Source organism: Pseudomonas nitroreducens (assembly GCF_024170165.1).
GTDB lineage: Bacteria > Pseudomonadota > Gammaproteobacteria > Pseudomonadales > Pseudomonadaceae > Pseudomonas > Pseudomonas nitroreducens_C.
The window spans coordinates 206,132-219,477 of record NZ_JALJXP010000009.1; the positions used below are offsets into that span (position 1 = coordinate 206,132).

Here is a 13,346-nt window from a genome sequence, read left to right on the forward strand (position 1 = left end):
GAAGTTCATTCGGAGAATAATTCTTCGATAATAAATTTCCAGACAATTCAATGTCATGCACTCGAAACCTCATGTGACCTCATGTGCTTTCGAGGTGGGCCTTGTATTGCCTGAAGATCGCTCGAACAAGAATAAAGAGGATAAGAGTGATGACGCCGAAAGTTCGCATCATGGTGCGAGGCTCATGGCTATTGGTCGCAACTTGCACCTGCCATTCCGCCTGGGGTTACAACTTCGAAATCGGGGAAATCCAGGGTCAGCTCGACTCTGCGCTGTCGCTGGGCGCCAGCCTGTCCACCCACAACCCGGAGCAGCGCCTGATGCACAGCGCCTCGGGCGATGACGGCCGGCGCAACTACCGCGCCGGGGATGTCTTCTCGAAGATCTTCAAGGGTCGTCACGACCTGGAGCTCAAGTACAACGACAGCGGTGTATTCCTGCGCGGCAGCTACTGGTACGACTACGCCCTGCGCGACGAGAGCCAGCGCTTCAAGGACGTCGAGGACAACGGCCGCAAGAACGCCAACAAGTCCGCCGGTTTCGAATTGCTCGACGCCTTCGTCTACCACAACTTCCAGATCGCCGATGAACCGGGCTCGGTGCGCCTGGGCAAGCAGGTGGTCAACTGGGGCGAGAGCACCTTCATCCAGGGCGGCCTGAACGTGGTCAACCCGACCAACCTGTCGGCCATCCGCCGGCCGGGTTCGGAGGTGAAGGACGCGCTGGTGCCGGTGAACCTGTTCTACGTCACCCAGAACCTCAGCGAGAACCTCTCCGCCGACTTCTTCTACCAGCTGGACTGGGAACAGACCAACCTGGACAACTGCGGCACCTTCTTCTCCAGCAACGACTACATCCCCGAGGGTTGCTATGGCCTGGACGTGGGCAGGAACCTGCAGGGCAATGCCGCTGCCGTGCGGGCCCTGTCGCCGTTCGGCGTCGAGCTGACCAGCGAAGGCATCCGCCTGCAGCGCGCCGCCGACCAGGACGCTCGCAACAGCGGGCAATGGGGTCTGTCGCTGCACTGGTTCGTGCCGAGCCTGGACACCGAGTTCGGCGCCTACGCCGCCAACTACCACAGCCGCCTGCCGTACACCGGCTCGATCAGCAGCCCGTACCTGACCAACAGCAACTTCGTCCCGCAGCTGTGCGGCAACCTCGGCCTGTCCGGCGCAGCGTGCAATGGCCTGATGAGCAGCAGCGCCGGCAAGACCCTGACCGACGCGTTGCGCATGGGTACTTCCAGATACTTCGTCGAGTACCCGGAAGACATCCGCCTCTACGGCCTGACCTTCGCCACTACGTTGTCGACCGGCACTGCGCTGCAGGGCGAGATCAGCTACCGGCCGAACCTGCCGCTGCAGCTCAACGGCCCGGATCTGATCCAGTCCGGCCTCGGTGACCCGTCGCGCACGCCGTTGTACGACAGCGGTGTCGTCGCCTACGCCGACAGCAACGCCACCGACGGCTACCGCCGCAAGGAAGTGACCCAGGCGCAGATGACCGCCACCCAGACCATCAGCCAGGTCATGGGCGCCGACCAGCTGGTGCTGGTGGGCGAGGTGGGCGCCACCTTCGTCGGCGGCCTGGAAGGCAACGGCGGTCCGCGCTACGGGCGCAACAGCACCTTCGGCTCGGGCGAGCTGGCCAACAACGCGGTGTGCATCGCCAACTCGGCCACCCCGGAGAACTGCAACAACGAAGGTTTCGTCACGTCCTTCTCCTGGGGCTACCGCGCACGGGCGATCTGGAGCTACGCCAACGCCATCGCCGGTATCGACCTCAAGCCCGGCCTCTCCTGGTCCCATGACGTGAAGGGCTACGCCCCGGCGGAGGTCTCGGGCTTCAACGAGGGCTCCAGGGCGGTCGGCGTCTCGCTGGATGCGGACTTCAACAGCACCTACACCGCCGGCATTTCCTACACCAACTATTTCGATGGCGACTACGGCAACCGCGGCGACCGCGATTTCGTCTCGCTGTCGGTCGGCATCAACTTCTGACGGAGCCTGCCCCTTGAAACGCATCTACTGCCTGTTCTCCGCCATCCTCCTGGCCCACGGCGCGCATGCCGCCGTGCCGGCCGGGGAGGCTGCCAAGCTGCAAAGCTCACTCACCCCGCTGGGCGCCGAGCGCGCCGCCAGCGCCGACGGCAAGGTCCCGGCCTGGCAGGGCGGGCTGTCCGGCGAGGGACTGAAGATCCAGGGCAATGGCACGCCGGCCGACCCATACGCCGGCGACCAGCCGCTGTTCACCATCGATTCGGGCAACTACCAGCAGTACCAGGCCAACCTCACCGCCGGCCAGATCGCACTGCTCAAGCGCTACCCCGGCCAGTACAAGCTGCCGGTGTACCCGAGCCGCCGCAGCGTGGGCATCTCGGACTCGGTGAAGGGCTGGGTGGCGCAGAACGCCACCGGCGCGAAACTGGTCAATGAAGGCAACGGCATCGAGGGCTTCCACGGTGCGGTGGCCTTCCCGATCCCGCAGAACGGCCTGGAAGCGATCTGGAACCACATCACCCGCTACCGCGGCGGCAGCCTGTTGTCGGTCAATGACAGCGCCGCGCCGCAGGCCGGCGGCGACTACGTGATCACCACCACCGAGCAGCGCTTCACCATGGCCGACCAGGTGAGCAACTACGAGCCGGGCAAGGTGGACAACATGCTGTTCTATTACAGCCACCGCATCACCGCGCCGTCGCGCCAGGTGGGCGAGGTGGTGCTGGTCCACGAGACGCTGGACCAGGTCAAGCAGCCGCGCCTGTCCTGGGTCTACAGCTCCGGCCAGCGCCGCGTGCGGCGCGCCCCGGACAACGCCTACGATGCCGCCGGGCCCACCACCGCGGGCCTGCGTACCGCCGACAGCCGCGACATGTACAACGGCGCCCCGGACCGCTACGAGTGGAAACTGATCGGCAAAAAGGAGCTGTACATCCCCTACAACAGCTACCGCCTGGCCTCGCCGAGCCTGAAGTACGCGGACTTCCTCAAGCCCGGCGTGATCGACGCCGCGCCGACCCGCTATGAACTGCACCGCGTCTGGGAAGTGGAAGCGACCCTGAAGCCCGGCGCGCGGCATATCTACTCCAAGCGCCGCTTCTACCTCGACGAGGACAGCTGGACCGTGGTGGAGAACGATCAGTACGACAGCCGTGGCGAGCTCTGGCGGATCGGCGAGAACCACACCTTCTACCGCCCCGACGCCCAGGTGCTGCTGTCCGCCGCGCAGGTGTCCTACGACCTGCAGGCCGGCCGCTACATCGCCTCGAACCTGACCAACGAGCAGCCGCGCGGCTATGACTTCGGCTTCCGTGCCACCACTTCGGACTTCTCGCCGGGCGCCTTGCGCGGGCTGGGTATCCGCTGATGGCGCAGCCGCAATGAGCCGCGGCCGCAGCCGCCTGGCCGACCGCCTGCTGGGCGGCGGCCAGGAGCCGGACCCGCGTTTCACCCTGGCCAACGAACGCACCTTTCTGGCCTGGATTCGCACCTCGATGGCTCTGCTGGCCGGTGCCATCGCCGTGGACGCCTTCGCCGCCCCCGCGCTGACGGGCTCCGCGCGGGCCTTTCTTGCGCTGCTGCTGGCCGGCCTGGGCCTGCTGACCGCCGGCGCGGCCGGGCTGCGCTGGCTGGGCGTGGAGCGCGCGCTGCGCCAGGGCCGTCCCTTGCCGGTTCCGCTGCTGGTGCCCGTCCTGGCGCTGGCCTGCATGGTGCTGGCTGCCGGGCTGGTCGGCTATCAGCGATGAGCTGTCGCAGATGACGGACAACGGATTGCAGGCCGAGCGCACCAGCCTGGCCTGGACGCGAACCCTGCTGGTGCTGCTGGTCCTGGCGGCGCTGGTGCTGCGGCGGATCGGCGAGCTGTCGCTGCTGGCCCTGCTGCCGGCGGCGCTGCTGGCCGGCTGTGCTCTGGTCTGTCTGGTCGGGCAGGGCGGTCACTACCGGCGCTGCCGTCTCTCCCTGACCGGCCTTGCGCAAGGTGGCAACGTCCGCGCCGTGGCCTGCCTGTGTCTGGCTTTGATGCTGGCGGCCGGCCTGCTGCTTGGCCTGATCCTGTTGCACGACGAAATCTGACCATGCACGACCTCTACGACCTCGACCTGAACCTGCTGTCGGTGTTCGACGCCATCTACCAGCAGCGCAGCATTACCCGCGCCGCGCGGCTGATGGGCCTGAGCCAGCCGGCGGTGAGCAATGCCCTGCGGCGCCTGCGCCAGCACTGCGGCGACCCGCTGTTCATCAAGAGCCATCTCGGGGTGACGCCGACCGTGGCCGGGCACCGCCTGGCCGACCACGTGCGGCTGGCCTTCGAGAGCCTGCGCGAAGGCTGGCGGAAGGTGCCGGGCCGGCAGCCGTCCACACCCGAACTGCGGGTCAGCTGCATCGACTGCCTGCAGCCGCTGTTCCTCGATACCGCGTTGGCAAGGCTCGGCGAGGACTGGCGGGTGACCTTCTACCAGCCGCAACGCCGCGTGGTCTTCGATGAACTTCGCGGCGCCCAGCTGGATATCCTGCTGGACATCGATCAGGTGGTGCCGTTCGGCTATGGCATCGAGCGCATCCCGGTGCCAGCGGATCGCTATGTGTTCGCCCACGGCACGGCTCTCGAACTTCCGCCACAGACACTTGCCGAGTACCTGCGTCAGCCGCAGATTCAGGTCTCGGCAAGACGCGGCGGCCTGTGCCCGGTGGACCTGCAACTGGGGCTGCGCGGATTGCGCCGCAACGTCGCCTGCCGGGTGCAGAGTGCGCTGGCTGCGCGGCTGATGCTGGACCGTCATCCCCTGGGCGTGACGCTGCCCGAGCGCATGGCGCGGCTGCTGGGCCTGAGCATTCAGCCGTTGCCGCTGGAGGAGGCGGTGGCGTTTCCGGTGGCTATCTACATCGCTCCGTCGCTGGGCGATGGCGGGCGCATAGCTGCCCTGGCGCGGACACTGGCGTCGCGCCTGGCGTCACTGGATTCCCGGGCCTAGCTGGCGTCGCCGCTGTCCACCCGATTGCGGCCGCTCTGCTTGGCGTTGTAAAGGCGCTGGTCCGCCAGCTTGAGCACGGCGTCCGGGGTCAGCGCCCAGGCGCCCAGATTGGCGACGCCGATGGACAGGGTGATCAGCCCCACCTGCGGTATTTGCGTTACCTCCACCGTTGCGCGGATACGCTCGGCGATGCCGGCGGCGGTTTCCAGGGACGTCTGCGGGAGCAGCAGGACGAACTCCTCGCCACCGGCGCGGCAGGCCAGGTCGCCGGAGCGCGACGAGTCGCGCAGGATCGCGGCGATCCTGCGCAGGGCTTCGTCGCCGGCATCGTGGCCCCAGGTGTCGTTGACCCGCTTGAAGTGGTCGATGTCCACCGCCAGCACCGAATAGGGCTCGCCGGACTGCTCCAGCGCCTCCAGCGCCACACCCAGCGCGCGACGGTTGGCCAGGCCGGTGAGGGCGTCGCTCTGCGCCTCGTGGCTGAGCTGGCCGAGCTTCTGCTGCATCAGCCCGACACCGGTCAGCAGCGCCTTGCGGATCGCCGCCGCTTCGCGGTACCAGGTCTTGATGCCCTGCAGTTCGCGGGGCGTTTCCGGGTTCGACAGCTGCTCGGCGCTCAGCGCCAGCTGGCGCAGTGGACGGGTGATCAGCAGGGTGCCGGCCCAGATCGCCAGCACCCCCAGCAGGCTCGCCGGGATCAGGCCCAGCAGCATGTCCTTCATCAGCAGGCGCAGCGGTGACAGGCTGAGATCGCGCGGCTGCTGCGCGACCACCGCCCAGTTGGCTTCCGGTACCTGGGCGTAGCCGGCGAGCATGGGTATGCCCTGGTAGTTGACCACTTCCATGGAGCCGTTTTCGCCGCGCAGGGCGGCGTCGATCGTGCTGCTGTGCTGCACGACTTCGCCCACGCGCTGGCGGTTGGGGTGGTGCAGCAGCCGGTGGTTGGCGTCGGCGACGAAGGCAAAAGTGCCTTCCTGCTGGAAGTGGCTGCCGATGATGCTGTGCAGCACGCTGGGCTTGTAGATGTAGACCGAGCCTCCGACCAGCCCCAGGTATTCGCCTTGCGGGCTGACGATCGGCTGGGAGATGAGCACCACCAGGTTGCCGGCGATGGACACGTAGGCCTGGCTGACATTCGGCCGTTTCAGGCGCAACGCTTCCTGCACGCTCTCCGAGCGCAAGGTGGTGCCGACAATCTGCAGGGAATCCGGGTGCGCCTGCAGCACCTTGCCGCTGGCGTCGACGATGATGATGGAGTTGAAGTAGGTGTCCTGGGCCTGCAGGCGCATCGCCTCGGCGTGCAGCACCGGCGGCTCGTCGAAGTGGTTGGCGAGTATCCCGGAGCTGTAGGCCAGGTTGCGCCGCGCGGAGTTGAGGAACTCGCTGATGCTCGAAGCCACCTTGGCGGCATAGGCGCGGTTGGCTTCCAGGGTCGAGTGGATCAGCGCACTGCGCTGCACGTTGTAGGCGACCACCAGGCTGTTGCCGAGGGTGGCCAGCGCGGCGAGCAGCACGAAGACCAGTATCAGAACCCGCAGGGTCAGTGGCTTGCGGCTCCAGCGCTTCATGGCCTGGCCTGCCGGGTGGAGCCTGATCGGGATGTCGGGGTCTGGTCCATGCAAGCGCCGGCTCGGGTAAGGGACATGCAGCCTACCCGCCGATCCTCGACGGGGCGAGGTTCAGGATAGGCAGGCTTGCGGCCCGCGTCACATCGGAGGCGATGGAACAGGTAGCTGACCTGCGCAGCTCACCTGCACCATCGTCTTTACCGACCGCCTCCCTTGCAGGATGGGTAGCGCTGCGCTCCACGCCACTCTGCGTTGACGCCCTTCAGCGAGCTCATCGAGCGGTCACAAAAAAGCCCCGCACAAGGCGGGGCTTCTGGGTTACCGATCAGCCGATCAGTTGCCGGCGGCTGCGGCGGCAGCCATGTCCGACACGCTCTCGCCGCGGTGCACGCTGAACTGCGGAGCCAGGGAGCCGATGATCATGCCGATGGCGCTGCAGATCAGGCCCACCAGCTGCGGCGGCCAGAAGTCGCCTTCCTGGTGACCCAGTTCCAGCGAGACCCAGCCGATCAGGCCGCAGGCGATGGCGGTCAGGGCGCCCTGGGTGGTGGCGCGCTTCCAGAACAGGCCGAAGAACAGCGGCACCACGGCGGCGACCAGGGTCACCTTGTAGGCGTTGCCGACCATCTCGTAGATGCTGGCGTTGGACAGCAGGGCGAACAGGCAGGTGGCGACGGTCATCGCCAGTACGCTGCAACGCATGGCCAGCAGGGCCTGGCGGTCGTTCATGTTGGGCAGGAAGTGCTTGACGATGTTCTCGGTCAGGGTCACCGACGGGGCCAGCAGGGCACCGGAGGCGGAGGACATGATCGCCGAGAGCAGGGCGCCGAAGAACATGATCTGGGCGAACAGCGGGGTGCGTTCCAGGATCAGGCGCGGCAGGATCTGCTGGGAGTCTTCGGTCAGCCAGTGCTTGACCATCTCCGGCTCGATCATCTGCGCGGCGTAGATCAGGAAGATCGGCAGCATGCAGAAGACCAGGTAGCAGCAGGCACCGGTCATGGTGGCGCGCTTGGCGATCGTCTCGGTCTTGGCCGACATCACGCGGGCATACACGTCCTGCTGCGGAATGGAGCCGAACATCATGGTCACCGCAGCGCCAAGGAAGGCGACGATGTCCTTGGCCGAGGTGCCGTGCAGGAAGGTGAACTTGCCTTCGCTGGCGGCGTGGCTGATCACGTTGACCGGGCCGCCGGCCATGTCGCCGATCAGCCAGACCAGGTAGAACAGACCGCAGACGATGATGATCATCTGCAGGAAGTCAGTCAGTGCCACCGACCACATGCCACCGAACAGGGTGTGCAGCAGGACGATGATGGTGCCGATGATCATGCCCTGGGTGGTGGTGATGCCGCCGTCGGAGAGCACGCTGAACACCACGCCCAGCGCGGTGATCTGTGCGGCGACCCAGCCCATGTAGGAAATGATGATCACCAGGCTGGTGAAGATTTCCACGTGCTGGCCGAAGCGCTTGCGGAAGAAGTCACCGATGGTGAGCAGGTTCAGGCGGTACAGCGGGCGGGCGAAGACGACACCCACCAGCATCAGGCAGCCGAAGGAGCCGAACGGGTCTTCGATGATCCCGGAGAAACCTTCTTCGAGGAAGGTGGCGGGAATGCCAAGGACAGCCTCGGAGCCGAACCAGGTGGCGAACACCATGGTCACGACGAGGGGGAAGGACATGCTCCGGCCAGCGGCGGCATAGTCCGAGGAGTTGTGCACGCGGGTGGTGGCGTAGAAACCGACAGCTACGGTGATCACCAGATACACCGCTACAAACCAGATCAGCATTTGTTCGTTCCGTTGGCTCGCCGGGAACCGTACTGCCGAGACAAGGCTCGGGCAGGCAGGCCACGACTGACAAAGTTGTTTTTGTTGGGTTGCGCGGCCAAGGTCATCCGGTGCGCCAGGCAGTGGAGCCGGAAAAACGTAACCAGTTGCGACAACGGGCCGCAGTCTGCCAAATCCGTCAAATATGTCAAACACTTGAATGAGTGATGAGTGAAAAAAATTACATGGGATGACGAATGGTGTAGGCAACCTGCTGATTTGATTGGTTGCTAACGAATCTGACTGACTGGTTAGTCGTTTATTTTTTACAGCGCATGTTCAATAAGCAGAACATCCTGCAAGCCGCTAGGCTCTTGGCACTGGCCGTTTTCAAGGACCTGCATGTTCGATCACCTGGATCTTGCGCAACTGCTTTCCAGCTACGGCTATCTGGCTCTGTTCGTCGGCTGCCTGCTGGAAGGGGAAACCATCCTCATCCTCGCCGGCCTTGCGGCCCACCAGGGCCTGCTGGGTTACACGCCGGTGGTGTTCTGGGCGACGGTGGCCGGCACCCTGGGCGATCAGTTGCTCTACTGGATCGGCCGCCGCGCCGGCGACCGCGCGGTGCCTTGGCTGCAGCGGCGCGGCCTGGCCGTCGAGCGGGTCACCGGGCTGATCGAGCGGCACCCGCTGCTGGCCATCTTCTCCGTGCGCTTCCTCTACGGCATGCGCCTGGCCGGTCCCTTGCTGATCGGCGCAAGCCGGGTAGGGCCGCTGCGCTTTCTGTTGATCAACCTGCTCGGCGCCTTCTGCTGGGCACTGCTGTTCGCCAGTGCCGGCTACTGGGCCGGTGAGGTGCTGGAGCGCTGGCTGGGCAACCTGCGGCCTTACCGGCTGCCGATCTTCCTCGCGGTGCTGGTGCTGGTTGGCGGGCTGGAGTGGTGGCGACGTCATCGGCAGCGCCGCAAGGCGCAGTCGGCCGCATCCTCGGACAGTTTGCACAAGCCTTGATACAGAGCGGTTTGGATTCGCGCGCGGCGCGATTAGAATCGCCGCTCTTTCGTTCAAGGACGCTGTCATGAGCCTTTACCAGCCCGGCATTCTCGCCACCCCGGTTCCCGCCCACGCCCGCCACCTGTTCTTCGATCTGAAGTCGCTGCAGGACCTGCCCGCCGCACTGGATCGCCTGCTGCAGTTCGCCGATGGCGAGCGCGCGGTGGTTGGCTTCGGCGAGTCGCTGGTGCGTGCTCTGGGCCGGCGCATCGACGGGCTGCGCGAGTTTCCGGCGATCGCCGGCGTCGGCGTCGACAACCCTTCCACCCCGCATGCCCTGTGGGTCTGGCTGCGTGGTGAAGAGCGTGGCGAGCTGCTCCTGCGCACCCAGCAAGTTCAGTCGCTGCTGGCCCCGGCGCTTGAGCTGGGCAGCCTGACCGAGGCCTTCCGCCATGGCAGCGGCCACGACCTGACCGGCTACGAGGACGGCACCGAGAATCCGCAGGACGACGCTGCCATCGCCGCCGCCATCGTTGAAGGTGATGCCGGGCTGGCCGGCGGCAGCTTCGCCGCGATCCAGCAATGGCGCCACCAGTTGCAGGACTTCGCCGCGCTGCCGCAGCACGAGCGCGACGACATCATGGGTCGCCGCCTGAGCGACAACGAGGAGCTGGACGACGCGCCGGAATCCGCCCACGTCAAGCGCACCGCCCAGGAGAGCTTCGAGCCGGAAGCCTTCATCGTGCGCCGTTCCATGCCCTGGACCCTGGGCCAGGACGCCGGCCTGATGTTCCTCGCCTTCGGTTGCACCCTGGATGCCTTCGAAGTGCAGCTGCGCCGCATGAGCGGGCTGGAGGACGGCATCACCGACGCGCTGTACCGCTTCAGCCGGCCGCTGACCGGCGGCTACTACTGGTGCCCGCCGCGCAAGGACGGGATGCTCGACCTGAGCGCGCTGCTGGGCTGAGCCTGCCGTAGTAACGCCAAAGCCTCGCCAGCGTGCGGGGCTTTTTTGTGGCCGCTGCGCGGCCAGATCGCGGGCATGGCCCGCTCCTGCAGGGTGTCGCGTGCTGTTGCAGGAGCGGGCCATGCCCGCGAACCCGGTGTGGCACACACCCGCCGGCGACCTCAATGGCCCCCCGATCTTCCGCCGAATTGGCTGTTGGCCCTCACCGGCGCCGGGCGTAGCGTGGACTCATCTCCCCACTGCCGAGAACGCCGCCATGCCCGCCACCACTTCCCTGAAATGCCTCCTTGCCGGCCTCGGCCTGGCCCTGAGCCTGCCGCTCTTCGCCCACGACGCCACCCAGGAAAAGATCGAAGTCCAGCAGGAGCAGAAACTCCCCGACGCCGCCGGCAAGAAGGGCCTGATGATCACCGTTGCCTATGCGCCCGGCCAGGCCTCCGGCGCCCACGTGCACAGTGGCTCGGTATTCGCCTACGTGCTCGAAGGCGCGGTGATCTCCCAGCTGCAAGGGCAGAAACCGGTGACTTACCAGGCCGGCCAGTCCTGGTACGAGGCGCCGAACACCCCGCACCTGGTGTCGCGCAACGCCAGCAACGAAAAGCCGGCCAAGCTGCTGGTATGGATGTTGCTGGACGAGAAGGCTCCGGTGCTGACGCCGCTGAAACAGTGAGGCTGACGGCGCCTTGAATGAGCCCCCGCTTTGGCGGGGGCTTTTTTCTGTCAGAGAGTCCTGTGAGTTTCGCGCAAAGCCTTGTAGGACGTGCCTTACAACTGTTTCAAGGCTAACAAAACACCTTTCTTTTATTGGGGTTTTTCTTTGTTGTAGATCTGGTCAAGAGTGTCCGTGGCAGGTCCGCTCACTGCCTGAAAACCGCGTTCTGACAGAGAGGTTTTCCACACACCATGGACACTCCAATTCCTCCCTTCACCCGCCGCACCCTGTTGCGCGCCACTGGCACCCTCACGCTGGGCCTGGCTCTGTATTCGGTAAACCGTCATCTGCTGGCAGACGAAGGCGGCGATGAGAGCCTGCTGCGCCTTTCGCTACTGCTCACCGGCCGACCAATGTTGAACAGCCTGCAGGCGGCGCGCATCAACGATGCACTGACCGCCAGCGATCCCTCCTTCCCACAGCGGTTGACGCAACTCTCCTGCGCGGTGGCTGACGATGGTTTCGACGACATGCGGCAATTCGCTGAGTTCTGCGCCCGTCATGAGCCCGCCGTGAAGGTCACCGCCATGGCCATTCTCTCCGCCTGGTACCTGGGCTACACGGGCACGCCCAGCGCCTCGTCCAGCGAAGATGACGCCCGCTTCATCGCCTTTCGCTCGGCGCTCATGTATGCGCCGACGCTCGACGCCACGGTGATCCCGAGTTTCGCCCGTGGCCGCACCGACTACTGGGACCAGCCCCCGGCCACCATCGCCAACGACTGATCCATTCCCTCGCGGGCGCCGCCCGCCTCACTGCACCGGCAGGAACTCCCCATGGCTAGCGAATACGACGCCGACGTCATCGTCGTCGGCTCGGGCGCGCTTGGCAGCAGTGCTGCCTATGAACTGGCGCGTCAGGGTCGATCGGTCATCATCCTCGAAGCGGGCGAGCACATCCCGCGCTGGAAGATCGTCGAGAATTTCCGCACATCGCCGCGCAAGATCAACAACAACGACCCCTATCCGAACCAGCCCTGGGCGATGACCTCGTTCACGCCGGGCTACATCGACAATACCGGCTCCTTCGACCTGCTGCCGGGCATGCTCAAGCTGGTCGGCGGCACCACCTGGCACTGGGGCGGCGCCACCTGGCGCTACGTTCCTAATGACATGAAGCTGAACTCGATCTACGGCGTAGGGCGCGATTGGCCTATCGATTACGACGAACTGGAGCCCTGGTACGTGCGCGCGGAGTACGCCCTTGGCGTGGCCGGCAGTGACACGGATGACCAGAGCGGGCAGGGCGGTACGACCTTCCCGCCACGCTCCAAGCCTTATCCGGTGCCACCGGAGGCCGATACCTACTACTTCCAGCGCCTGAGGGACCGTATCGGCCCGGACTACCACTTCATCCACGAACCCAACGCCCGCACCAACCGGCCCTGGGATGGGCGGCCGGCGTGCAGCGGCAACAACAACTGCATGCCGGTGTGCCCCATTGGCGCCCTCTACTGCGGTGAAGTGCACGCACGCCACGCGGTGGAAGCGGGGGCGCGGCTGCTGACCGATGCCACCGCCTATCGCCTGGAGAAAGGCCCGGACAAACGCATCGTCGCCGTGCACTACCGCAGCTCCAAGGGCGATGACGTGCGCCTGACCGCGCGTTACTTCGTGATCGCCGCCCACGGCCTGGAAACACCCAAGCTGCTGTTGATCTCCGAGGTGGCCAACTCTTCCGACCAGGTCGGTCGCAACCTGATGGATCACTCCGGCATCGGGCTGCAGTTCCTCGCCGACGAGCCGCTGTGGCCCGGGCGCGGGCAGCTCCAGCAGGGTGGTATCTTCAACTGGCGCGACGGCGAATTCCGCCGCCGCCACGCGGCGATCAAGCACACCCCGACCAACAGGGTGCCCAACGAGGCAGTCACCCTGCGCCTGTTGCAGGCCGGCGTGGTCGGCCCCGAGCTGGACCGCCGCATCCGCCACGATGCGGCGCGCTGGGTGGATATTTCCACGGTCTTCGAAATGCTCCCGCACCCGACCAATCGTGTGAGCTTCCACCCTGATCGCAAGGATGCCCTGGGCATTCCCACGCTGCGGGTGAACTACGACGTGGACGACTATGTGAAGGCAGCCCGGGAGGTTGCCCTGGCGGACTACCGCGTGTTCGTGCAGCGCCTGGGCGGCGAAGTGGTGACGGACGATACCGGTTGGCAGAACCGCGACCACCTGATGGGCTCGGTAATCATGGGTCATGACCCGAAGGATTCGGTGGTCAACGGCGAGTGCCGTTGCTGGGATCATCCCAACCTGTTCCTGGCCACCACTGGGGTAATCCCGGCATCGGGGGTGATCAACCCGACGCTGACCGGTGTCGCCCTGAGCCTGCGCATCGCCGACATCATCGGTAGGGAGGTCTGAG

The 13,346-nt window shown here is 65.8% G+C and carries 12 protein-coding genes; 10 read left to right on the forward strand and 2 right to left on the reverse strand.

Annotated elements, in window-relative coordinates; translation table 11 throughout:
- Nucleotides 1–170: 170 nt before the first annotated feature.
- The 5 genes from J2T47_RS19225 to J2T47_RS19245 are packed head-to-tail and all read left to right on the forward strand — an operon-like array spanning nt 171 to nt 4,972.
- Nucleotides 171–2,000 carry a DUF1302 domain-containing protein gene (locus J2T47_RS19225; protein WP_437180998.1) on the forward strand — a complete coding sequence of 610 codons (1,830 nt, stop codon included), beginning with the start codon at nt 171–173 and terminating at the stop codon, nt 1,998–2,000.
- A gap of 13 nt (nt 2,001–2,013) precedes the next feature.
- A complete protein-coding gene (locus J2T47_RS19230; RefSeq protein ID WP_253450216.1) occupies nt 2,014–3,366 on the forward strand; it encodes a DUF1329 domain-containing protein in 1,353 nt (450 codons plus the stop codon).
- Nucleotides 3,367–3,379: 13 nt separating this feature from the next.
- Entirely contained in the window at nt 3,380–3,745 is a 366-nt protein-coding gene (locus J2T47_RS19235) for a YidH family protein (protein WP_253450219.1), read from the forward strand.
- A gap of 10 nt (nt 3,746–3,755) precedes the next feature.
- The gene (locus J2T47_RS19240; protein WP_253450222.1) at nt 3,756–4,073 is read left to right on the forward strand and encodes a DUF202 domain-containing protein; all 318 of its coding nucleotides are present in this window, start codon (nt 3,756–3,758) and stop codon (nt 4,071–4,073) included.
- A gap of 2 nt (nt 4,074–4,075) precedes the next feature.
- Entirely contained in the window at nt 4,076–4,972 is an 897-nt protein-coding gene (locus J2T47_RS19245; protein WP_253450225.1) for a LysR family transcriptional regulator, read from the forward strand.
- Here the strand turns inward: J2T47_RS19245 and J2T47_RS19250 are convergent.
- Together J2T47_RS19250 and J2T47_RS19255 are read right to left on the reverse strand one after the other, a co-directional pair.
- Nucleotides 4,969–6,540, reverse strand: coding sequence for a sensor domain-containing diguanylate cyclase (locus J2T47_RS19250; protein WP_253450228.1), 1,572 nt, complete (start codon nt 6,538–6,540; stop codon nt 4,969–4,971). The genes J2T47_RS19245 and J2T47_RS19250 overlap by 4 nt on opposite strands.
- Nucleotides 6,541–6,873: 333 nt before the next feature.
- The gene (locus J2T47_RS19255; protein ID WP_253450231.1) at nt 6,874–8,331 is read right to left on the reverse strand and encodes a sodium:solute symporter family protein; all 1,458 of its coding nucleotides are present in this window, start codon (nt 8,329–8,331) and stop codon (nt 6,874–6,876) included.
- Between the two features lie 381 nt (nt 8,332–8,712).
- Here J2T47_RS19255 and J2T47_RS19260 point away from each other — a divergent pair, with 381 nt between their 5' ends.
- The 5 genes from J2T47_RS19260 (at nt 8,713) to J2T47_RS19280 (ending at nt 13,345) form a co-directional block, all read left to right on the forward strand.
- Complete coding sequence (locus tag J2T47_RS19260) at nt 8,713–9,321, forward strand: DedA family protein (protein ID WP_253450234.1); 609 nt, start codon at nt 8,713–8,715, stop codon at nt 9,319–9,321.
- Nucleotides 9,322–9,388: 67 nt separating this feature from the next.
- Nucleotides 9,389–10,270, forward strand: coding sequence for a Dyp-type peroxidase (locus J2T47_RS19265; protein WP_253450237.1), 882 nt, complete (start codon nt 9,389–9,391; stop codon nt 10,268–10,270).
- Between the two features lie 256 nt (nt 10,271–10,526).
- Nucleotides 10,527–10,940 carry a cupin domain-containing protein gene (locus tag J2T47_RS19270; protein WP_253450239.1) on the forward strand — a complete coding sequence of 138 codons (414 nt, stop codon included), beginning with the start codon at nt 10,527–10,529 and terminating at the stop codon, nt 10,938–10,940.
- 233 nt (nt 10,941–11,173) lie between these two features.
- Nucleotides 11,174–11,707: a sorbitol dehydrogenase family protein gene (locus tag J2T47_RS19275; protein WP_253450242.1), complete on the forward strand. Its 534-nt coding sequence runs from the start codon at nt 11,174–11,176 to the stop codon at nt 11,705–11,707.
- Nucleotides 11,708–11,758: 51 nt separating this feature from the next.
- Entirely contained in the window at nt 11,759–13,345 is a 1,587-nt protein-coding gene (locus J2T47_RS19280; RefSeq protein WP_253450245.1) for a GMC family oxidoreductase, read from the forward strand.
- The last annotated feature ends 1 nt before the right edge of the window (nt 13,346 follow it).